A 20554-nucleotide genomic window follows, 5' to 3' on the forward strand; every position below is an offset into this window, starting at 1 on the left:
AGATCACAACTGTAGGGCGTTGCGGACGGGCATAACCCCGACCGTTCACAACAACGTCCGCGCTAACCGAAGAATGCATGTTCATCGCTGCCTCCCTCACGCCGCCGACCTGAGGCCGACGCCCATCTCGTCGAGAACCGACGAAACGGTGGCGACGAAGTTGCGCATGTCCTGCGCACCCAGCGCCCCGATGCAGCCGATACGGAAGCTGTCGGCCACGGTGAGCTTGCCGGGGTAGATGACGTAGCCGGCATCCTTCAGCGCGTCGTAGAAGCGCTGGAAGACGAAGCGCTCATCCTCCGGCATATGGAAGGTGACGATGATCGGGGCCTGCCGGGCCGCGGGGAGCAGCGTGCGGAAGCCGAGGGCCTCCATGCCCTCGATCAGGATCCGAGCGTTCTCGGCGTAGCGGTCGCCGCGCCCGGCGACGCCGCCTTCCGCCCAGAACTCCTGAAGCGCCGCGTGGAACGCCACGATGACGTGGATCGGCGGCGTGAAGCGGTATTGGCCGGTGCGCTCGAAGGTGGCGTGCTGATCATGCAGGTCGAGGACGAGGGTCGTGGCATTGCCCTTGGTCTGCGCGAGTGCGCTCTTGCGGGCGATGACGAAGCCGAGGCCGGGCACGCCCTGGATGCACTTGTTCGAGGAGGCCGCGACCGCATCGAAATGGACGTCGCGGCTGTCGAGCGGCAGCGCACCGAAGGCGCTCATCGAGTCGACCAGCAGGCGCCGGCCGTGCCGCTTCACCAGTGTGGCGATCGCCTCGATCGGATTGCGAATTCCGCTGGTCGTCTCGCAGTGGACCGCGAAGACATGCGAGATACCGGCATCCCCGCCGAGCAGCGTGTCGACCTCGGTCAGGTCCGGCGGCATGTCCTCGGCCGTCTCATGGACGATCACGCTACGCCCGGCGATCTCCAGGATCCGCCTGGCGCGCTGACCATAGGCGCCGTTGATCAGGACGAGCACCGTGCCGTCGCGCGGGACGAAGGTCGTCAGCATGGCCTCGACGGCGAAGGTGCCGGAGCCCTGCATGGGAACGGTGACGAACTCCGATCCGCCGTGGATGACCTTCGGCAATTCGTCCATGACGGCCTTGTTGATGCCGACGAAGGTTGCGTCGCGCGACCCCCAATCGTGGATCATGGCCTCCTTGATGGCCTTGCTGGTGGTCAACGGCCCGGGTGTCAGGAGAAGCGGATCACCGGTTTCGGAAACGGCGGGGCGGCGGGGGGCAACCATGGCGCGGTCTCGCTCTTTGCGTGTCAGCGGATGACCAGACGCTAGGCGGCCTCGACCTATCGATCCAATACGTTCTTTCCATCTATCATATTGATGAAACCTATAGATCTCAGGCCGCGGTGGGGACTGTGTCGAACAGCGATGCTGCCAGACCGGCTGGCCCGAGGGGCGGGCTGCGGTGCCGAGGCTGGGTGATCCTGCGCAGAGCCGAGCCGGCCCAGCGCGGGGGCTGGTTTCTCCGAGCGACGCCTTGTGATGAAAGTGACGTAAAGGAAGTGCTATTTTCCTTGCGGAATGATAGGAAATAATTTCTTTATCGTATACCCCCATTTGGGGAGTTTACCCTTGGTTAGAATCAGGAATAATCCCGCCGCGGCGTTGGTGATCGGCGAGCTTAATGAGCAATAAGAGTACCATCTGGGCCCAGCCGGCGATCCGCCTCCTGAATCTCACAGTTCAGAGCAAGAACATCGGCCGAAGTACGCGGTCGGCCGCTCCTGTGAGCCATGTCCTTCAAGATTCGTGCGGAATCTCCAAAACTAGAATCACGATAGAAGACTAAAAAGCGTCACGCACGATCGCGATGTGCAATTCTTGAGAATACAGCAGCCGAAATCAGAATATCTGCCGCCGCGTGCGGCCCACGGGAGCTTCCTCTGATGTCCACGATCACCGTCGATTTCTCGGCTGCCACTTTCGGCCAGGTCTTCAACCCTGGGACCCTCATCGAGGCCTTCACCGTCGATGGCAACGGTGCGCGGCCCGTGAGCCCGCTCGACGCGGTTTCACAGACCGTGACGGCGACGATCGACGGCGGGCCCGCTGAGCTGTCCTTCACCTTCAACGGTTTGAATGGCAGCCTGCCGGCCTGGGCGGCGGCGCCGACCAGCAATGATGTCTACCTGCTCGGGGGCTCGAGCTACGGCTTTCACCTGAATTCGCCCGGCAGCGTGCCTAGTTTTTCGAGCGTTCTGGCGGCTATCAATGCCATCAACAACAACGACTACCCGACGCCGCAGGCCTTCTATCAGGCGATCCTCGCGGCCCAGAACGCGTTTGCGAGCTGGGTCGCGCAGGTGCGCGATCTGACGTTCACCGACCTTACCCTGTATTCGGGGACGGAGCAGGTCGGGACACTCCAGCTCAGCGAACCCAGGTCCTTCGACCCGGGCGACGCCGTGAATGGCGTGACGCCCGCCTATCTGCTCAATCCAGCGAACAGTTTTGTCATCACCGGCGCGGCTTTCGATGACGATCTGATGGGGGGCGCCGGCAACGACACCATTTCCGGCGGCGACGGTGACGACCGCCTGACCGGTGGCGCAGGCGCCGACGTCATCGACGGCGGGAGTGACAATCTCGGCACCAGCGGGATCGGCGATACAGCTTCTTATGCGAGCTCCGCCGCCGGCGTGACCGTAGACCTGTCCCTGGCTGGTCCGCAGGTCTCGGCAGGCGATGCGGCCGGCGACACCCTGACGAATATCGAGAACATCGACGGCTCGGCCTTCAACGATTCTCTGAAGGGCGATAGCGGCAGCAACCTGATTGTCGGCGGGGACGGCAACGACCTCATCGAGGGCGGAGCCGGAGCCGACGAGCTGATCGGCGGGGCCGGGGCCGATACGCTGAGCTATGCGGGGTCGAGCGGGGCGGTCACCGTCAACCTCGCCACGTCGACGGCGACAGGCGGGGACGCGACCGGGGATACTTTCGGGGGCTTTGAAAACCTGATCGGTTCGGCTCACGACGATACCCTCACCGGCGATGCCGGCGCCAACACCATCGAAGGCGGTGCCGGGGCCGACACATTGAGCGGCGCGGTTGGGAATGACACGCTGAGCTATGCCGGTTCGAGCGGCGGGGTCACCGTCGACCTCGCCGTGCCGGCCGCGACGACTGGCGGCGACGCGACCGGCGATGTGATCAGCGGTTTTGAGAACCTGCTCGGTTCGGCCCAGGGAGATACCCTCTCCGGCGATGCCGGCATCAACATCATCGACGGCGGCGACGGCGACGACACCGTCCGCGGCGCAGCCGGCGCCGACGTGCTGCGTGGCGGGGCGGGCAGCGATACGCTCAGCTATGTCGGCTCGATCGCGGCAGTGACCGTCAACCTCGCCTTGCAGACTGCGACCGGCGGCCACGCCACCGGCGACACGATCAGCGGCTTCGAGAACCTCACGGGATCGAGCTTCGCCGACATCATCACCGCGAGCAATGCCGCCAACGCAATCGATGGCGGGGACGGCATCGACACCGTCAGCTATGCCAGTGCCACGACCGAGGTCATGATCGGCCTGATCGGTAGTGGAGGGGCCGGAGCGGCCGGGGACGTCCTGACCAATGTCGAGAACCTCATCGGTTCGGCGTTCGATGACTTCCTCGCCGGCTCCAACGGCGCGAACGTCATCGACGGTGGCGCCGGCGACGACCTCATTGTGGGCGGCGCGGGCGCTGACCGCCTGACCGGCGGCGCAAACACGGCGTTCGGCGATACCGCCGGCTACTTTAGCAGCACGGCCGGCGTCACGGTGAACCTCGCTCTGGCCACGGCACAGGTCAGCGCAGGCGATGCGAGCGGCGACATCCTGTCGGGCATCGAGAACGTCGTCGGCTCGGGCCATGCCGATACGCTGCTGGGCAGCGCCGGAAACAGCCGCCTCGAGGGGGCGGCCGGTAACGACATCATCGAAGGCGGAGCGGGCGCCGACTATCTCGACGGCGGGGCCGATATCGACACCTTGCGCTACGCCGCCTCGAACGTGGCCGTGCAGGTCAATCTCGCCGCGAATACCGCGACGGGCGGCCACGCGGCCGGCGACACGATCCTGAATTTCGAGAACGTCACCGGTTCCGGCTTCAACGACGACCTGACCGGCAACGCCGGCGTGAACATCCTCGAGGGCGGGGCCGGCAACGACATCCTGGAGGGCGGTGTCGGCGCTGACACGCTGAACGGCGGCGCGGGCGCCGATACGGCGCGCTATGCGGCGTCGGCTGCCGGTGTCACGATTGAACTTAACCTGAGCGGTCCGCAGGTCAGCGGTGGCGATGCTGCGGGCGACATCTTCATCGGGATCGAGAACGTCATCGGCTCGAATTTCAACGACAATCTGTTGGGCAGCGCGGCGGCCAACAACCTGGCCGGTGGCGATGGCAACGATTACATTGACGGTCGCGGCGGCGCTGACGTGCTCAACGGCGGCAACGGCACCGACACCCTTTCCTATGTGGGCTCCGTGGCGGGCGTCACGGTCAATCTCACGGCCAATACGGCGACCGGCGGCGACGCCACCGGTGACATCATCTCGAATTTCGAGAACGTTCTCGGCTCCAACGCCGCCGACACCATCACCGGCTCTGCCGGGAACAATATGCTGATGGGACAGGCCGGCAACGACATGCTCTCGGGCATGGCGGGAGACGATACGCTCTACGGCGGCAACGGTGCCGACACGCTCAACGGCGGCGACGGTGCCGACACGGTCCGCTACCTCGACGAACGCCTAAGCGGCGAGGGCGCCGGGCAGCGCGTGATCGTCAACCTCTCCGCGGTGGCGATCACCGTCCCCAGCGGCCCGGGAGCCGGCACGGTCGCGGCCGGCAAGGCGATCGACACTTACGGTCTGACCGACACGCTCATCGGCATCGAGCGGGTGGTGGGCACCAATGCGGCTGTCGGCGACATCATCTACGGCAATGACGCCGACAATGATTTCGTCGGCCTGGTCGGCGACGATGAGCTTGTCGGCGGCGCCGGCAGCGACACCTTTGTCGGTGGCGCCGGTACAGACAAGTTGGATGGAGGTCCAAACTACCGTGCCGGCTTCTACGATGACGATTTCGACTTTGTCGACTATCGCCGCGAAGCGAATGAAGGCGGTCGCGACTATGGTGCCGCTCCCGTGCAGGGCATCACCGTCAATCTCGACGCGGGCACCGCGACCGACACCTACGGCAATGCCGAACAACTCGTGGACATCGAAGGTGTCCGCGGGACGCAGCTCGATGACAGCTTCATGGGCTCCTCCCAGAACGATGACTTTGTCGGCTTCAAGGGCTCGGACAGCTTCAATGGCGGCGCCGGCAACGACACCGTCTATTACAACCTGGATGCCTCGGGTAACCGCAACTCCGATAATACTGCCGATGACAATGGAACGCGCGGCGTTGTGGTGAACCTCGGTAACACCAACATTGCCGATCTGCAGGGCTATCTGACCGGAATGGGGACGACGGTCACGACGTCCTATACCGACATCTTCGCCTTCCGCGCCTATGATGGCTGGGGCGATACCGATGCGTTGGTCGGCATCGAGCGTATCCGCGGCACCGACCAGAGCGACATCGTCATCGGCAGCAGCGCCAGCAACCGGGCCCGGTTGGGGGCTGGGGCGGATTTCTTCGACGGCGCCGGCGGCACCAATGACATGATCGATTTCCGGTCGAACGGTGGCACTCTCACGCTTGGGACGGTGGCCAATTTGAACGCCGGGGCGTTCACGCTGACGGCGCAGATGCTCTCCTTCGTGACCGGTGGCTATGCTCCAACGACGATCGCCGGCCAGTCCGCCCGCGACTTCTCCAACGCGATCGACGAGTTCCGCAATGTCGAGAGCATGCGCGGCTCGCAGGTCGGCGACGTTCTGATCGGCAATGGGCTCGCCAACGAGCTGCATGGCGAGGCCGGCAACGACTATCTCCTCGGCGGCCTCGGCGAGGACAGGTTCATCGGTGGGCTGGGCAACGATGTCCTCGACGGCCGCCCGATCAATGGCTCGGGCAACCTGGTCAGCGATGTCGACGACTATGACCGCGCGAACTACGGCGACGAGCAGTCGTTCGCCGGTCTCACCGGTGCGATCCTGCCGGTCGCCGTCAACCTGTCAGGCGTCGCCAGGTCGGTGACCCTTGCCGGCGTCGGCACCTTCACGCTCGCTGCGGGCACGGCGCGCGACATCTTCGGCGGTACCGATACGCTGATCGACATCGAGGAAGCCGTCGGCACGAACGGCAACGACGTCCTGATCGGCAGCAGCACCGAGAACCTGGACTATGAGGGCTTCTTCGGCCTTGCCGGCAACGACGTGATCGAGGGCGGCGCGGGCGGCTTCGACCAGGTCCGCTACGACCTGGATTGGAGTATGCGGCCGCAGAATTTGCTGAACGCGGCCCTGCCTACGGTCGGCGCGATCGTGAACCTCTCCGCGGTTTCGGTTACGGCAGGCGGCTTCACCGTCGCGGCCGGGCGGGCGCGCGACGTGACCGGGGGCACCGATACCCTCTCTGGTATCGAGGGTATCCGCGGTTCCGAGTTGGACGACTTTTTATTCGGCGGAGCGGCGGACGAATACTTCCGTGCGATGAGAGGCGCCGATCTGATCAATGGCGGCGCCGGCTTCGATTATGCCGACTACCGCTCCGAGGTGGCGAACGGCGGTACACTGGGCCTCATCGCCAACCTGTCCGCTAATGCGATCACGGTCGGGTCGGACATTGTCGGGAGCAACTTCGCTCGCGATACCTTCAACTCCTTCGATACGCTGGTCGGCATCGAAGGCATCGTCGGTAGCGACAACAACGACTTCGTCGTCGGCAGCGAGGCGGTCAACGAGCTGCGGGGGCGCAATGGCGACGACATTCTGCTCGGCATGGGTGGCGATGACCGTCTCTTCGGCGATGGCGGCAACGATACGCTGGAGGGCGGCGCCGGCCTGGATTGGCTGTATGGCGGTGGGGGCGATGATATCCTCCGCGGTGGTGCTGCTTACGACGTCATGATCGGTGGCTCCGGCTTCGACGTGTTCGACGGGACGTCCGCCGGACCGAGCGATCCCGAAGACTTCGACGCCGTCCGATACGACCTCGAGGGCGGGTCACAGGGCGTGACCGTCAACCTGCTCACCGGTGTCGCGACCGACTCCTTCGGCAATACCGATCTGCTGATCGACATCGAGGAGGTGTGGGGCACGGCCTTCGCCGACCGGTTGACCGGAGGCAATGCGGCCAACAACAACGACTGGGAGATGTTCTTCGGCTTGGCGGGCGCCGACCGGATCGACGGCGGAGTCGGCTTCGACGAGGTGCGCTACGACAAGGATGCCGTCAATGGCGGCACCAGCGGCATCGTTGCCGATCTTCAGGTCGGCACGATCAAGGACGGTTTCGGTCACATCGACATCGTCCGCAACGTCGAGGGCATCCGTGGCACCCAGTTCGTCGACACCCTGAACGGAGACGGCGGCGACAACCGCTTCCGCGGCCTTGCCGGAGCCGACGTCATCGACGGCCGCGGCGGCGTCGATACCATCGACTACGGCCGCGACGCGGCGAATGGCGGTGCTCAGGGCGTCACCGTCAATCTGGCGACGGGGATCGGCAAGGACGGCTTCGGCCATCAGGATCTGATCTTCAACGTCGAGAACGTGATTGGCACCGAGGTTGCTGATCAACTGACGGGTTCGAGCGGCGTCAACAAACTCGACGGCCGGGGTGGAAATGACACCCTGGTCGGCGGCCTGGGTGCGGACACGCTGATCGGCGGCGCCGGCAACGACGTCTTCCGCTTCACCAACGTTGCCGATGGCGGCGATTTCATCTGGGATTTCGCCAAGGGCCAGGATCGAGTCCAGATCTCCGCCTCGGGCTTCGCCGGAGCCGGCCTCGTCGGCTCGGCCGCCGGGACCATGGTGACGGCGGCGCAGTTCCTGGCCGCCGGCTCCGGCCACGTTGCGACCACCGCGGCGCAGCGTTTCATCTACGACCAGTCGACCGACCAGCTCTGGTTCGACAGCAACGGCACCGGTGCCGGCGGAGATGTGCTGATCGGGACGTTCACCAACAACCCGAACATCACCAATACGGACCTGTTCCTGATCCTCTAAAGACCCACCCGATCAGCTGGCAGCGCCGGCTGATCGACAAAATCGTCGCCACCCAAAAGCGAAAGCCGGGTCCGATTGGATTCGGCTTTCGCGCGTCTGGTGACGTGCAATCTGTCCTGCGATCCTTCCTCGCTTTACGCATCTCTTACGATTTAAACGCATAGGTTGCATATAACGAGATGATGCGCTCCATTGGACATGGCTTCTCCCGGTCCTTCAGGCGCGACGCATCGGCTCCATGACGAGGTAAGGCCACGATGCCCGGTAGCCGGATTCCCATGTCGAGCCCGCTTCGCAGCCTGAGCCTCACAAGCGCGACCTAGATGTCGCAGCTCGCAATCGAAACGCGCGCTGCGCGCAAGGGCATGGTCAGGCCGATGCGACCGTCGGATGTGCCTGCCGTCGCCCAGCTGTTCCTGAAGATATTCAGGGAAGCCGACAAGCCGGCCGATGCCGACCTGCAGGACTACCTGGCAACCTTGACCCTGGCGTCACCGTCCCATGACGACATGACAGGCACACAGGTCTACGAACAGCAGGACGGGCGCATCCGTAGCGTGCTTCTCGCCGTGCCGATGCGTTTCGTCGCCGGCGGGACCGTCCTGCCCGGGCGCCTGCTCGGCGCCTTCATGACCGATGCCGACAAGGAAGCGGCCGGAGCGGCGCAACTCATCCTCGCCCTGCGGCCTCGGCGCGCCGATTTCGCCTTTTGCGACAGCGCCTCGCCGACGAGCCGCAACCATCTTCTCGCCATTGGCGGTAAGCCGATCCCTGCGCAGAATCTCGAATGGGCCCGCAGCTTCCGCCCGATTGAGGCTCTCGCCGGACGCTTCGCCGAGCGCTTGCTTGGCGGCAAGGGGGTCGGCCTCTCCATCCTCGCGCGCCCGCTCGACGGCCTGCTGCGGCGCCTGCGGCCGGAACAGGACGCGGCGGAGCCCGGCGCTGCGAGCGTCATGAAGATGCCCGTTTCGAGCTTCCTCGAGCATGCGCCGCGGCTCATTGCCCATTATGCGGTACGGCCTCTCTGGGATGAGGCGGAGCTCTCCTGGCTGGTGTCGCTGGCGGCGCGGAACACTCGGTTGGGCGCGTTCACCATCCGCGCCGTCGCCGACCGCCTCGGGGCGATCATCGGCAGCTTCGTCTACTATGCGGCGCCGGGGCGAACCGCGCATGTCCTCAACGTGCTGTCGCTTCCCGGGCGCGAGCCTGCCGTCCTCGACGCGATGTTCCGTCATCTCGACGAGACCGGCCATGTCGAGGCGCGCGGCCGGACGCAGCCGGCCCTGATGGCCGGGCTCTCGTTGCAGCGCTGGCTCGTCTTCCGGCATCGGGCCTTCGCCTTCGTGCTGACGCGGGTTCCCGAGATCAACGACGCCGTGGCGCGTGGCGATGTCTATGTCGGCGGCCTTGCCGGCGAGGACTGGAGCAGGCTCCTCACCGATTTTCACTGAGGCAGATGCGATGACGGTGTCGGTCATCCTCAAGACGCTCAACGAGGAGGCGAGGATCGGCGCCGCGATCGAGAGCGTACTGGCGGCCCTGGGCGGGATCGGCGGCGAGATCATCGTGGCCGATGGCGGTTCGCGCGACCGCACGCTCGCCATTGCCGCGACCTATCCCGTCCGCGTCGTCCAGCTCGAACCAGCCATCCGCCCGAGTTGCGGGATCGGCCCCCAGCTCGGCTTCCAGTACAGCCGCGAGCCGTTCATCTGCCTGATGGATGGCGACATGCTGGTCGATCCTGGCTTCCTGCCCGAAGCCCTCGCCTATCTCGCCGCCAATCCCCGCGCCGCCGGCGTGACCGGCCATGTCGAGGAGATGAACGACACCAGCCTCGAATATGTCAGGCGCGGGCGCCGGGTCTCGCCGGAGAACCGGACGGGCCCGATCGATCGCATGAACGGTGGCGGCCTTTATCGCAGGGAGGCGATCGAGCAGGCCGGATACCTGTCGGACCGCAATCTGCACGGCTATGAGGAATTCGACCTCGGCCTGAGATTGCGGGCGCGCGGCTGGACCCTGCATCGTCTCGACCGCCGCTTCGTCCGGCATTTCGGCCATGCGATCAACGCCTACGCGCTGCTCCTGCGCCGTTGGAAATCGGGCTATCTGCGCGGGATCGGGGAACTGCTGCGGGCCGCGCTCGGAAAGCCGCAGGGGCGGCGGCTGTTGCAGGACCTGCCCGAGCTGAAGCTCTGGGCAGTCGTCTATGCTTGGCTGATCGCGATGATCGCGCTGCCCTTCGCGCTGCCGAGCCCGGCTTTGGGGCTCGCGATCGACGCCGTCCTGACGGCCGGCATCATCGGCATGATGAGCCTGCGTCAGCGCAGCCTGTCGCTCGGCCTCTATGGGGTTGTCGCCTGGCTGTTCCACGCCACTGCCTTGCCGCTCGGCTTCTTCCAGAGGCGCGACGCCCCGGAGGCCTGGATCGAGAGCCGGGTCGTCAGCGACGGATCATGAAGGTGCGGGACTTGCCCGGGCGGGCTCGGCCGCATGCAGGCGGCTGCGCCCGGCGAAGCGAAGCAGCACCAGCCATGCGGCCAGGACGATGGCACCGTCGATGACGTAGAGTGCGATGACGGTGCCGATCGGGGCTGCCAGCCAGGTCGCCACCGCGATCAGGGCGCTGCCCGCAAGGTTGGCGCTGTTCAGGATCCAGGCCCGCGCATCGTGCCGCCCGGAGGCACCGAGCAGGTCGACCGCGGCTGCCCAGGCGCCGACGAGGACGATGGTGCCCGAGAGACAGCGCACGAAGAACGGAAGGTCGTGATAGTCGCGGCCGAACAGGGCGGGAAGCTTGGGCGCCAGCAGGAACAGGACGAGGGAGGTCGCGACGCCCAAGGCGAGCGCCGCCGCCAGAGCCCGCTTGGCGGTGGGCAAGGCGAGATGCAGGCCGTCGCGGCTCTCGCGCGCCAGGCGCGGATAGAGCAGCCGGTTGAGGGCATCGATCGCAAGATAGCTGCTGTCCATGATCCGCCTGGCGACGCCGTAGCTGCCGACCGTCTCGATCGGGGCGAACAGGCCGATCACCAGCAGATCGACATTCGAGCGCACGGCCCGCGCGACGAATTGCGAGCAGAACAGCAGGCCGGCACGCAGTTCCTCGCGCAGGATCGCGAGCCGAGGCCGGCCGAGGGGCGAAAGCCATGCCGCTCCGACCAGCGCATAGAGAAGATTGCCGCCGCACTGCCAGAGCGCCCATTCCGCCAGGCTCGAGACCCTGAACGCCAGGCAGGCGAGAGCCGCCGTAACGGTGCGTGCGACAGCGAAGCCGACGACCGCGCGGTTGGCGGCATGAATCCGGCCGAGGGCGAGGAAGGCGGTCTCGACGAGAAGGATCACGCGCACAAGAACGACGTTGCCGAAGAACAGCAGCGCCAGGGTCGTGATGCCGACGGAAGGGCCGGAACTCATGCGGGTCCAGGACGACATCGCCGCAACCCCGCCGACGACGAGCAAGGCTCCGCTCAGGCCGATCAGGAGAAGATTGTGACCGAGCAGGCTCGGATAACTCGCGGGCTGGCGTGAGACCCTGCGCAGCAGGCAGTCGGACGCGCCGAGGCCGCAGAGCTGCACTGCGATGGCGGTCACGGCCGAAATCTGCACGAACAGGCCGAACTCGGTCGGTCCGAGCGCGCGCGCCAGAATGGCGAAGGTCACGAGCTGCGAAAGGGCCGCCGCCGCCAGGGACCCGCTCGACAGCAAATAGCTGGCGAGGATTGGGCAGGCGAGTCGAATTTTCCGGCCGAAACCTGTCAGGCCTTCTCTCAAGCAACGCTCCTATTCGTATCTAGTGGTGGAATTGAGGTGTAGGGCTACTTTGGTCGCTCTGAGTAATGTATATGAGTAAATTATACTTAGAAGACGCAATTAAATACGATTTATCTTGATAAGATAATCTTTAACTACTCCGTAGTTGCCCGGCGAGTGCTCCAGAGCCGCCACGATCGCCTGCGCGTTAAGGTAAACGCTTAATTGAAAAATATACCTAAGGTTGTGTTTCTTTAACGAAGCCGGATTATCACAACCTATAGGTGTAATCACGGAAATTCGCGAGCACGGGGAGACAGATGATCACGATTGCGGCGCCTGCCTTGTTCCGAGCCCCAGCGCGCGAGGTGACGCAAGCTCACCAGGATCGATGCGCCCCATCGGCCGCTTCCCGCCACGTCGAGCGACGGCCACCTGTCTTCTCGGGTTTCGGGCTCTGGCCTGCACGGCCCGCACAGGGCTCCGCGATGCCCGTGACAAACGCGCACTCACACTGACGCAGGCCGAGATGTACCTCACAACCGACAGCAGCAAGATGCGGCGCGAGGACGAGGCTCCTTTTCGACGAGCTGTCGACCTGGTGTCTCCGCCCATCCGCGCGGTCAGCGCCACCCATGTTCTGCGATGGCTGCTGCGTGGCTGGCTCTGGATGCCGGTCGCAGCGTTCGTCGGCGCCGTCGCGGCTGTCGGCGTCACATTTGTGCTGACGCCGCGCTTCACGGCGACGACGGAGCTGACGATCGCGCCGTCCAACCTGCTGATCGCTCCGAACGATCTCTACGCGACGAACATCCAGAGCGACAGCCAGATCCTGGATGTCGAGAGCAAGATGAGGATGATCTCCTCGGGCAACGTCCTGCGCCGGGTCGTCGACGAACTCGCCCTGAAGACCGATCCCGAATTCGCGGGCCAGCCGTCGCTGTTCAGTCTCTGGGGAGCTTTCGATCAACCCCAGTCGTACGCCGGCGGACCCGATCTCGCCGCCGTGCTGGCCAGGCGCATCAAGGTTGCCCGGCAGGAACGCTCCTATGTCGTGTCCCTGTCGGTCTGGGCAAGCGAGGCGGCCTGGGCGGCCCGGCTCGCCAATGCTGTTGCCGAGACCTTCCGCGACGAGGTCGTGCGGGCCGATGCGGAGCGGGTCGGGCGTGCGGCGCAAGGGCTGACCGCCCGGCTCGGCGAGATCAAGGCCGCCGCGACCGAGGCGGAAGACCGGGTCGAAGTCTTCCGCCGCGCCAACGGTCTGCAGCAGGGGCCTTCCCGGCAGCCGCTCAGTGCGGAGGCGCTGGAGCGTATGAGCGGCAAGCTGACCGACGCCAAGGCGCGGCTGGCCGAGGCGGAGGCGCGCTACAACGAGGTCTCGCGTGCGGTCTCGCAGCATGGCGTGCAGGGCGGCGGTCTCCAGTCGCAGACCCTGGCCGGATTGCTCGCCGACGAGGCGGCCCTGCGCCGGCAGGTCGCGGTGCTGTCCAAGACCCTGGGGCCGCGCCATCCCTCGCTGGGCAACGTGCTGACCGAGGCCGATGCCCTGGCCAAGGCGATCAGATCCGAGACCGAGCGGCTTCGGCGCACGGCGCGTATCGAGGTCGATCAGGCCAGGAAGTCGCTCGACGCGCTGACCGGAGAGACGCGCCTGCTGCGCGGGAGCGTCTCCATCGACGACCAGGCCCAGGTGAAGCTGCGCGAGCTTGAGCGCGAGGCGAGCGCCAAGACTGCGCTCTACCAGACTTTCCTGACCCGGGCAGGCGAGGCCGCCCAGCGACAGCAGATCGACGCGACAGATGTCCGGGTGATCACGGCCGCGGCTGCTCCGTCACGTGCGACCTGGCCGCCACGCCCGATCATCGCGGCCGCGGCCGGCATGGTGCTGGGACTGCTTCTCGCGGCTGGTGCGCTGCTGGGGCGCGGCTATCTCGGCGAATTTCGGTCCGGCAGGAGCGCAGCCCCATGACGCGGACGCACGATAGGCGAGGCAACGCGACTGCCGGCAGCCTGGGAGCGCTGCTCTTCACGGCAACGCTGCTGTTCTACCTGGTCACGCTGACGCCATTCATCGACCTGTCGGCAGCCGACGCGAACGCCGCTGCGGCGGCCAAGTCGAACACGATCAACCAGATCATCTATCTTGGGCTGACAGCCGCGTTGTGGCTGACCGTCTTCGCCTCGCCCGCACGCCATCTGGTGGCGCGGCCGCGCGGCATCCTGATCGTGCTGCTGCTCTGGTTCGGGCTCGCATCGGCGCTCTCGGCGCAACCCGACCTCGCGCTCAAGCGCGTCTTCCTGGCGATGCTCACCATCGTGAACGGCAGCATCCTGCTGCTGCTGCCGCGCTCCGAGCGCCAGTTCGCGGGCATGGTCGCGCTCTGCTGCCTCGGCGCGCTCGGGCTCGCCTATGGCGGCGTCGCCCTGATGCCGCAGCTTGCGGTCCATCATGCCGGCGAGGTCCGCGAGCCGATGAATGCCGGGCTCTGGCGCGGCCATTTCGCCCACAAGAACGTGGCGGCCGCGGCGATGGTGATCATCAGCTTCGCCGGGCTCTATTTGTTCAGCACCGGCCGCCGGATCGTCGGCGCGGTGATGGTGCTGCTGGCGATCGTCTTCCTGACCCGCACCGGCGGAAAATCCGCCGCTCTGGCGTTACCAGGCATCCTTGCCATCGCCTGGGTCTTCGAGCGCTGGCGCTCCGTCCGGATCCCGATGGTCGTCCTGGGGATCGCCGCGGTCAACATCCTGACGATCGGCTGCTCGGTGTCACCAGCCATGCGCGAGCTGGTCGCACAGCTCGGCATCGACCCGACCTTCACCAACCGGACCGACATCTGGAAGGTCGGCGCCGCCGCAGCCATGGACAATCCGCTGACCGGCTACGGCTTCCAGCTGTTCTGGCAGACCGACGAGATGGTCCACAAGGGCGGCGCGGCGGCGAGCTGGGCCTTCGCTGCCTTCAATGGCCACAACGCCTATCTCGACATGGCGATCACGACAGGCCTTCCCGGCCTCGTCCTGACCCTGGTCCTGCTGGTCTGGCTGCCGCTGCGCGACATCGCCCGGGCCGAGGCCACGCCGAACGATCCCGCCTTGACGCGCTTCTTCGTGCGCATCTGGCTCTACGGAATCCTGGTCGCCTGCGTCGAGAGCCTGTTTTTCCAGTCCGGCAGCCTGATCTGGTTCATGCTGGTCGTGGCGATCTTTGGCCTCCACCTCCAGGCGAACGCGCACGAGATCCGGGAACCGGCCCAGCATCGGCGCAGCATGGAGCCGGCTCATGCGTAGCGCGGCCACGTTTTCTACCCCGCCCGAGCGCCTCGCTCGCCTGCCGGCGCTGATCGACCAGTACGCCAGCCGTCTGGAGAACCGGCTGATCCGGGCCGCGCCGTGGCTGGTCATGCAGGTCCCGGCACGGGAGCCGATCGTCTCCTTTACCTTCGACGACGTCCCCGCATCGGCTCTCGATGTCGGCGCAGCGATCCTCGAGGGGGATGGCGTACGCGGCACCTTCTACATTTCCGGCGGACTGGCCGGACGGGTCGAGCCGAGGCGCGCCCTGATCGATCTTGCCGGCTGCAAGGAACTCGCGGTGCGTGGCCACGAGATCGGCTGCCATAGCCATGCGCACCGCGACCTGCGGCATGTCGACGGCAATGTCCTGATCGAGGATCTGGCCCGGAATGCGCGCTATCTCGACGCGATCGACCCGAGGTCGGGCCGGCGCAATTTCGCCTACCCCTACAATAGCGGCTCCTTCGGGAAACGAGCCATCCTCGCGGGCGCCTTCCGCACCTGCCGCGCAGCAGGCGAGGGGATCAATCGCGGCCCGACCGACCCGACCTTCCTGCGCGCGGTCGAGATCCGGCAGCCGCAGCAGCATGTGCTGGGGCTGGCGCGCTGGATCGACGCGTTGGTCGCCAATCCAGGCTGGCTGATCTTCTTCACGCACGACATCTCGCCGCGGCCGACGCCTCATGGCTGCACCGCGCCCAGCTTCCGGCTGCTCGTCGGCTATGCGCTCGCGCGCGGCTGCCAGGTGCTGACCGTCGATGCGGCGCTCGACCGCATGGGCTTGCGGGAGCAGGCGAGATGACGCGCGCTCGGCGGCTCCTGGCCATCAACAACTACTTCTATCGGCGCGGCGGAGCCGAGAGCGTCTTCCTCGACCATATCGACCTGTTCGCGGCGGCCGGCTGGGAGGTCGTGCCCTTCGCGATGCGCCATCCCGCCAACCTGCCAAGCGCCTGGTCCGAGTATTTCGTCTCGCAGATCGAATATGGCGAGGCGGGCGGGCCGATCACCAAGGCGAGGCAGGCCGCCAAGGTCGTGTTCTCGCTGGAGGCGCGCCGGAAGATCCGCGCCCTGATCGGTCGGGCGCCGCCGACGATCGCGCACGCCCACAATGTCTACCACCATATCTCGCCGTCGATCTTCGGAGCGCTCAAGGCGGAGGGCGTGCCGCTGGTGATGACGGCGCACGATCTGAAGATCGCTTGCCCGGCCTACAAGATGCTGAGCCGGGGCCGCGTCTGCGAGCGCTGCCATGGCGGGCGCATCCACAACGTGCTGCTCCATCGCTGCGTCAAGGAGTCGGCTGTCGTCAGCGGGCTGGTCTTCCTTGAGACGCTGGTTCACCGCAGCTTCGGCCTCTACCGCGACACGATCGATCGCCTGGTCGCCCCGAGCCGCTTCTATCGCGACAAGCTGGTGGAGTGGGGCTGGGACGCAGGCCGCATCGCCTACATCCCGAACTGCATCGACACCGGCCAGTACTCGCCGACGCTCCATGAAGGCGACTACTTCGCCTACGCTGGGCGGTTGGCGCCCGAGAAGGGGCTGGCGACGCTGGTGCGCGCCGCGGGCCTGTCGCGCCAGCGGCTTGTGCTGGCCGGCAGCGGCCCCGAAGAGCCCGCCCTGCGCCGTCTCGCGCAGGATCTCGGCGCCGACGTCGCCTTCACCGGCCATCTCGACAAGCCGGAACTGAAGCGGCTGATCGGCGAGGCGCGGGCGTTGGTTCTCCCCTCCGAATGGTACGAGAACGCGCCTATCAGCATCCTAGAGGCCTACGCGCTCGGGCGCCCGGTCATCGGCACGCGGATCGGCGGCATTCCGGAGCTGGTCGCCCACGACGAGACCGGCCTCCTGGTCGAGCCGGGCAGTCCGGCAATGCTGGCCGAGGCGCTCATCGCCCTTGCCGGCCTTTCGCCCACTGCGCGCGCCCGGCTGGGCGCGGCCGGCCGCGCTTGGATCAGCCGGGAATTCTCGCCCGACCGATATCGTGACCGCACCATGGCTCTCTACGAGGCGCTCGGCTGATGTACACCTTGATCCCGCCGATCGGCGCAAAGCCGCCCGAACGCACAGTGATCTTCGTCGGCTTGCGCGGCGTCCCCGAGGTCCAGGGCGGGGTCGAAACCCATGTCGCGGCGATCTCGGCGCGGCTGGCGGAGCGCGGCTGGCGGGTCGAGGTGCTCGGCCGGGCGCCCTACCTTCCCTCGCAACGGCCCTATACCTGGAAGGGCGTCACCGTCACGCCGGTCTGGGCGCCGCGCTCGCGCAGCTTCGAGGCGCTGGCGCATACGGCTTTGGGCCTCATGGTTGCCGCTGGGCGCAACCCGGACCTGGTGCATATCCATGCGATCGGGCCGGCGCTGCTGACCCCCTTCGCGCGCCTGCTCGGCCTCCATGTCGTGGTGACGCATCACGGCTTCGACTATGAACGCCAGAAATGGGGCCCCCTCGCCAGGTCGATCCTGCGGACCGGCGAGGCGATGGGAATGCTGTTCTCCCATGCCAATATCGGCGTGTCGAAGGTGATCGTCGACAGCGTCCGTAACAAGTTCAGCGTTGGCGCGACCTTCATCCCGAACGGCGTCGAGAACCCGTTCCCGAGGCTGGATACGTCCTATCTCGACCGTATCGAGGTCACGCCGCGCCGCTATGTCCTGAGCGTCGGCAGGACCGTCGAGGAGAAACGGCATCTCGACCTGATCAAGGCGTTCGCACGCCTCAGCGATCCCGGCCTCAAGCTCGTCATCGCCGGCACGGCCGACCATGCCGGGCGCTATCAGCGCGAGGTCGAGGCGGCAGCTACAGCAACGCCCCGCGTGGTGATGGCGGGTTTCCAGCGTGGCGAAGCCTTGTCCCAGCTCTACCGGCATGCGGCGCTCTTCGTGCTGCCCTCAAGCCATGAGGGCATGCCGATGGTGCTGCTCGAAGCCCTCAGCTACGGCGCGCCGTGCCTGGCCAGCGACATCGACGCCAATCTTGCGCTCGACCTCGGGACGGACTGCTACTTCCCCTTGGGCGAGGTCGAGGCGCTCGCCGACGCGATGCGGCTGAAACTCGCCGCGCCCAACCACGCCGAGAGTGCCGAGCGCGCCGCCCGGGTGCTGGATTCCTTCGGCTGGGGCGCGATCGTCGATCGCACCATGGATGTCTACGAGAGCGCGCTGCTCGGCTGGAGAGCGCGCAGGGTGCGCCATGGCGGTCCCGGCCTGCGGACCCACATCGAATTCGGAGGCCGGTGATGCCGCTCGCCCTGCGAAGCCTCGACATGACGATCCTCGGCCTCGGCTTCCTCGGCCTGGCCTGGGGCAAGAGCGGACTGCACGGCTACGCCACGCCGAATCGTGTGGCGACCTCGGATGAGGCGGGCAAGATCGCCTATCTCCTCGACATCTTTGCCGCGCTCCGCCGCTTCATGCCGCCGCAATTCGACCTGCGCGGGCGCGATGTGCTGGAGCTCAGCCCCGGCGCGTCGCGCGGCAATGGCGTGCTCTTCCTCGCGCTCGGCGCGCGCTCCTATCACGCCATCGACGTGTTCGACCTTGCTGGCGATGAGGACCCGGCCTTCTATGAGCGATTGCTCGACTGCTTCTCCGAAGGCCGCGAGGCCGACCGGGAGCGTGCGCGAGCCATCGCTCGCACCGCCAGCACACGTGAATTCGGCTATGCCGTCGGGCGCGATTTCGACATCTCACGCCTAGCGCAGGGGCGGAGTTTCGACCTGATCGTCAGTTGCGCCGCATTCGAGCACTATGACAGCCCTGCCGAAGCCATTGCGAACCTGACGCGGGTCGCCCGGCCCGGCAGCGAAAGCATCCACATCATCGACCTGCAGACGCATTCGCGCTGGATCCGCGAGCGCGACCCGAACAATATCTATCGCTATCCTGAAGCCATCTACCGGCTCTTCCGCTTTCCCGGACAACCGAACCGGCAGCGTCCCGCCGATTACATCAGCAGCTTTTCGGCCGAGGGCTGGAGCGATGTCCGCTTCGTGCCGTCGCGAACGATCGATCCCGCGCTTCGCGAGGCCTCGCTGCGGGGCCTCGCCGCGCCCTTCGCCGGCCGCGACGACATGAGCATCCTCGATGGCGCCCTGACGGCGCGCTATCCTGGACCGGACGGTGATTGGGGGATGGCGTCGTGACCAGCCGCCGCTCCGTTCTTGGTGGCCTCGCCGGCATCGCGACGCTAGCCCCCTTCGGGCCGTTGCCAGCAGCGGCTAAGTCCGGCAGCGACATTCCGCTGTTCCGCCGCGGCATCGGCGTCTCGCACGCACTGGGCTGGGCCGAGGTCGAGCCCGACGGCTCCTATGGCGCTGCGCCGTTCTCCAGCCCGCGCTTTCGCTTCGATCAGGTGCAGCGGCAGTCGATCCGGGCCGCGGGCTTCGATTTCGTGCGCCTCGCCGTCGATGTCGGCCCCTTCCTGGCCTTCTCCGGGGCGGCTCGCGACCGGCTCGATGAGTTCCTGATCGGCACGGTGCGCGACCTCATCGATGCCGATCTCGGCGTGATCGTCGACCTGCATCCGAGCGCGATGAATCCGGCCTACCGGCCGGCGGCGCTGACCGAGGGCGTCGAGACGCCGAAGTTTCGGGCCGTGCTCGCCCTGCTGCAGCGCCTGGCCGCTCGCTTGGATCGGCTCGCACAGGATAGGACAGCCAGGCTCGCGCTCGAGCTGATGAACGAGCCGGAGCTGCCGCAGGCGGCCTGGCAACCCATGCTCGAAGCCGCCTACCGCGCTGCTCGCAGCGGCTCGGCGACGCTGCCGCTCGTGCTGGGCGGTGGCTCGATTAATGCGGCCGCGGGGCTGGCTGCGCTCGACATGCGCCTGTTCGCCGGCGATCCGCGCCTGATCTACACCTATCACGACTACTCGCCCTGGCAGTTCACCCATCAGGGGGTGCGCGGCAATCCCGCTTTCGCCCTGGACGCGATCGCCTACCCGGCGCCGTCCTCGGCCGAGGCGATGATCGCAGCGGCTCGGCAGCGCATGGTCGGCCTCGCGCTAGACGGCTCGGCAGTGGAGCAGGCGAAGGCGGCGCAACAAACCCTCCCGCGCTATGCCGGCTTCGATCGCTCCGCCCTTGAAAGAACCTTCCGGCAGGTGAGCGCCTGGCGGATGGCGCAACGATTGCCGGCCCATGCCGTCCTGCTCGGTGAGTTCGGGGTCCACAGGACGCCTTATCTGCGCACCCCCGAGGGATCGACCGCCCGCGAGCACTGGCTGCGCGACATGCGCGAGCTTGCCGAGGCGCATGGTTTCGCCTGGGCCTGCTGGACCTATGCGGGGGCGGGCGGCTTTGCGCTCGCCGAGAACGAGACCGGTCCGGGTTTCGACACGGCGACCCGCCGGGCGCTGGGGCTCCTCTCCCCATGACC

12 protein-coding genes are annotated in these 20554 nt (G+C 66.5%); 10 read left to right on the top strand and 2 right to left on the bottom strand.

Annotated features, from left to right (window positions below; genetic code table 11):
* Nucleotides 1–96: 96 nt before the first annotated feature.
* A complete protein-coding gene (locus ASE66_RS15280; RefSeq protein WP_057190572.1) occupies nt 97–1242 on the bottom strand; it encodes a 2-aminoethylphosphonate--pyruvate transaminase in 1146 nt (381 codons plus the stop codon).
* Nucleotides 1243–1901: 659 nt separating this feature from the next.
* On the opposite strand from ASE66_RS15280, the gene ASE66_RS33700 reads away from it, so the two are divergent.
* The 3 genes from ASE66_RS33700 to ASE66_RS15295 all read left to right on the top strand — a co-directional run bounded on the left by ASE66_RS33700 (nt 1902) and on the right by ASE66_RS15295 (nt 10589).
* Entirely contained in the window at nt 1902–8129 is a 6228-nt protein-coding gene (locus ASE66_RS33700; protein ID WP_057190573.1) for a calcium-binding protein, read from the top strand.
* A 323-nt stretch (nt 8130–8452) separates the two neighbouring features.
* Nucleotides 8453–9580 (top strand): hypothetical protein, encoded by a 1128-nt coding sequence (locus ASE66_RS15290; protein WP_057190574.1) that lies wholly within the window; start codon nt 8453–8455, stop codon nt 9578–9580.
* A 10-nt stretch (nt 9581–9590) separates the two neighbouring features.
* Nucleotides 9591–10589 carry a glycosyltransferase family 2 protein gene (locus ASE66_RS15295; RefSeq protein WP_057190575.1) on the top strand — a complete coding sequence of 333 codons (999 nt, stop codon included), beginning with the start codon at nt 9591–9593 and terminating at the stop codon, nt 10587–10589.
* Here ASE66_RS15295 and ASE66_RS15300 read toward each other — a convergent pair.
* On the bottom strand, nt 10584–11900 hold the full coding sequence (locus ASE66_RS15300; RefSeq protein WP_156412178.1) for a lipopolysaccharide biosynthesis protein: 1317 nt from the start codon (nt 11898–11900) through the stop codon (nt 10584–10586). The genes ASE66_RS15295 and ASE66_RS15300 overlap by 6 nt on opposite strands.
* Nucleotides 11901–12480: 580 nt before the next feature.
* Here ASE66_RS15300 and ASE66_RS15305 point away from each other — a divergent pair.
* Genes ASE66_RS15305 through ASE66_RS15335 form a run of 7 tightly spaced genes read left to right on the top strand, consistent with a single transcriptional unit; the run spans nt 12481 to nt 20552 of the window.
* Nucleotides 12481–13848 (top strand): GumC family protein, encoded by a 1368-nt coding sequence (locus ASE66_RS15305; protein ID WP_162262495.1) that lies wholly within the window; start codon nt 12481–12483, stop codon nt 13846–13848.
* Nucleotides 13845–15170 carry an O-antigen ligase family protein gene (locus tag ASE66_RS15310; RefSeq protein WP_057190577.1) on the top strand — a complete coding sequence of 442 codons (1326 nt, stop codon included), beginning with the start codon at nt 13845–13847 and terminating at the stop codon, nt 15168–15170. Before ASE66_RS15305 ends, ASE66_RS15310 begins: the two co-directional genes overlap by 4 nt.
* The gene (locus ASE66_RS15315; RefSeq protein WP_057190578.1) at nt 15163–15978 is read left to right on the top strand and encodes a polysaccharide deacetylase family protein; all 816 of its coding nucleotides are present in this window, start codon (nt 15163–15165) and stop codon (nt 15976–15978) included. The genes ASE66_RS15310 and ASE66_RS15315 overlap by 8 nt, the downstream gene beginning before the upstream one ends.
* Nucleotides 15975–17201, top strand: coding sequence for a glycosyltransferase family 4 protein (locus tag ASE66_RS15320; protein WP_057190579.1), 1227 nt, complete (start codon nt 15975–15977; stop codon nt 17199–17201). Before ASE66_RS15315 ends, ASE66_RS15320 begins: the two co-directional genes overlap by 4 nt.
* The gene (locus ASE66_RS15325) at nt 17201–18415 is read left to right on the top strand and encodes a glycosyltransferase family 4 protein (RefSeq protein ID WP_082613484.1); all 1215 of its coding nucleotides are present in this window, start codon (nt 17201–17203) and stop codon (nt 18413–18415) included. Before ASE66_RS15320 ends, ASE66_RS15325 begins: the two co-directional genes overlap by 1 nt.
* Entirely contained in the window at nt 18415–19320 is a 906-nt protein-coding gene (locus ASE66_RS15330; RefSeq protein ID WP_057190580.1) for a methyltransferase domain-containing protein, read from the top strand. Before ASE66_RS15325 ends, ASE66_RS15330 begins: the two co-directional genes overlap by 1 nt.
* Nucleotides 19317–20552: a glycoside hydrolase family 5 protein gene (locus tag ASE66_RS15335; protein ID WP_057190581.1), complete on the top strand. Its 1236-nt coding sequence runs from the start codon at nt 19317–19319 to the stop codon at nt 20550–20552. Before ASE66_RS15330 ends, ASE66_RS15335 begins: the two co-directional genes overlap by 4 nt.
* The last annotated feature ends 2 nt before the right edge of the window (nt 20553–20554 follow it).

This window comes from Allobosea sp. Root483D1 (assembly GCF_001429505.1).
GTDB lineage: Bacteria > Pseudomonadota > Alphaproteobacteria > Rhizobiales > Beijerinckiaceae > Allobosea.

Coding starts and splice junctions, on each gene's coding strand:
- ASE66_RS15320 (WP_057190579.1), top strand. CDS start 15,975: ATGACGCGCGCTCGGCGGCTCCTGGCCATCAACAACTACTTCTATCGG.
- ASE66_RS33700 (WP_057190573.1), top strand. CDS start 1,902: ATGTCCACGATCACCGTCGATTTCTCGGCTGCCACTTTCGGCCAGGTC.
- ASE66_RS15295 (WP_057190575.1), top strand. CDS start 9,591: ATGACGGTGTCGGTCATCCTCAAGACGCTCAACGAGGAGGCGAGGATC.
- ASE66_RS15315 (WP_057190578.1), top strand. CDS start 15,163: ATGCGTAGCGCGGCCACGTTTTCTACCCCGCCCGAGCGCCTCGCTCGC.
- ASE66_RS15290 (WP_057190574.1), top strand. CDS start 8,453: ATGTCGCAGCTCGCAATCGAAACGCGCGCTGCGCGCAAGGGCATGGTC.
- ASE66_RS15330 (WP_057190580.1), top strand. CDS start 18,415: ATGCCGCTCGCCCTGCGAAGCCTCGACATGACGATCCTCGGCCTCGGC.
- ASE66_RS15325 (WP_082613484.1), top strand. CDS start 17,201: ATGTACACCTTGATCCCGCCGATCGGCGCAAAGCCGCCCGAACGCACA.
- ASE66_RS15310 (WP_057190577.1), top strand. CDS start 13,845: ATGACGCGGACGCACGATAGGCGAGGCAACGCGACTGCCGGCAGCCTG.
- ASE66_RS15280 (WP_057190572.1), bottom strand. CDS start 1,242: ATGGTTGCCCCCCGCCGCCCCGCCGTTTCCGAAACCGGTGATCCGCTT.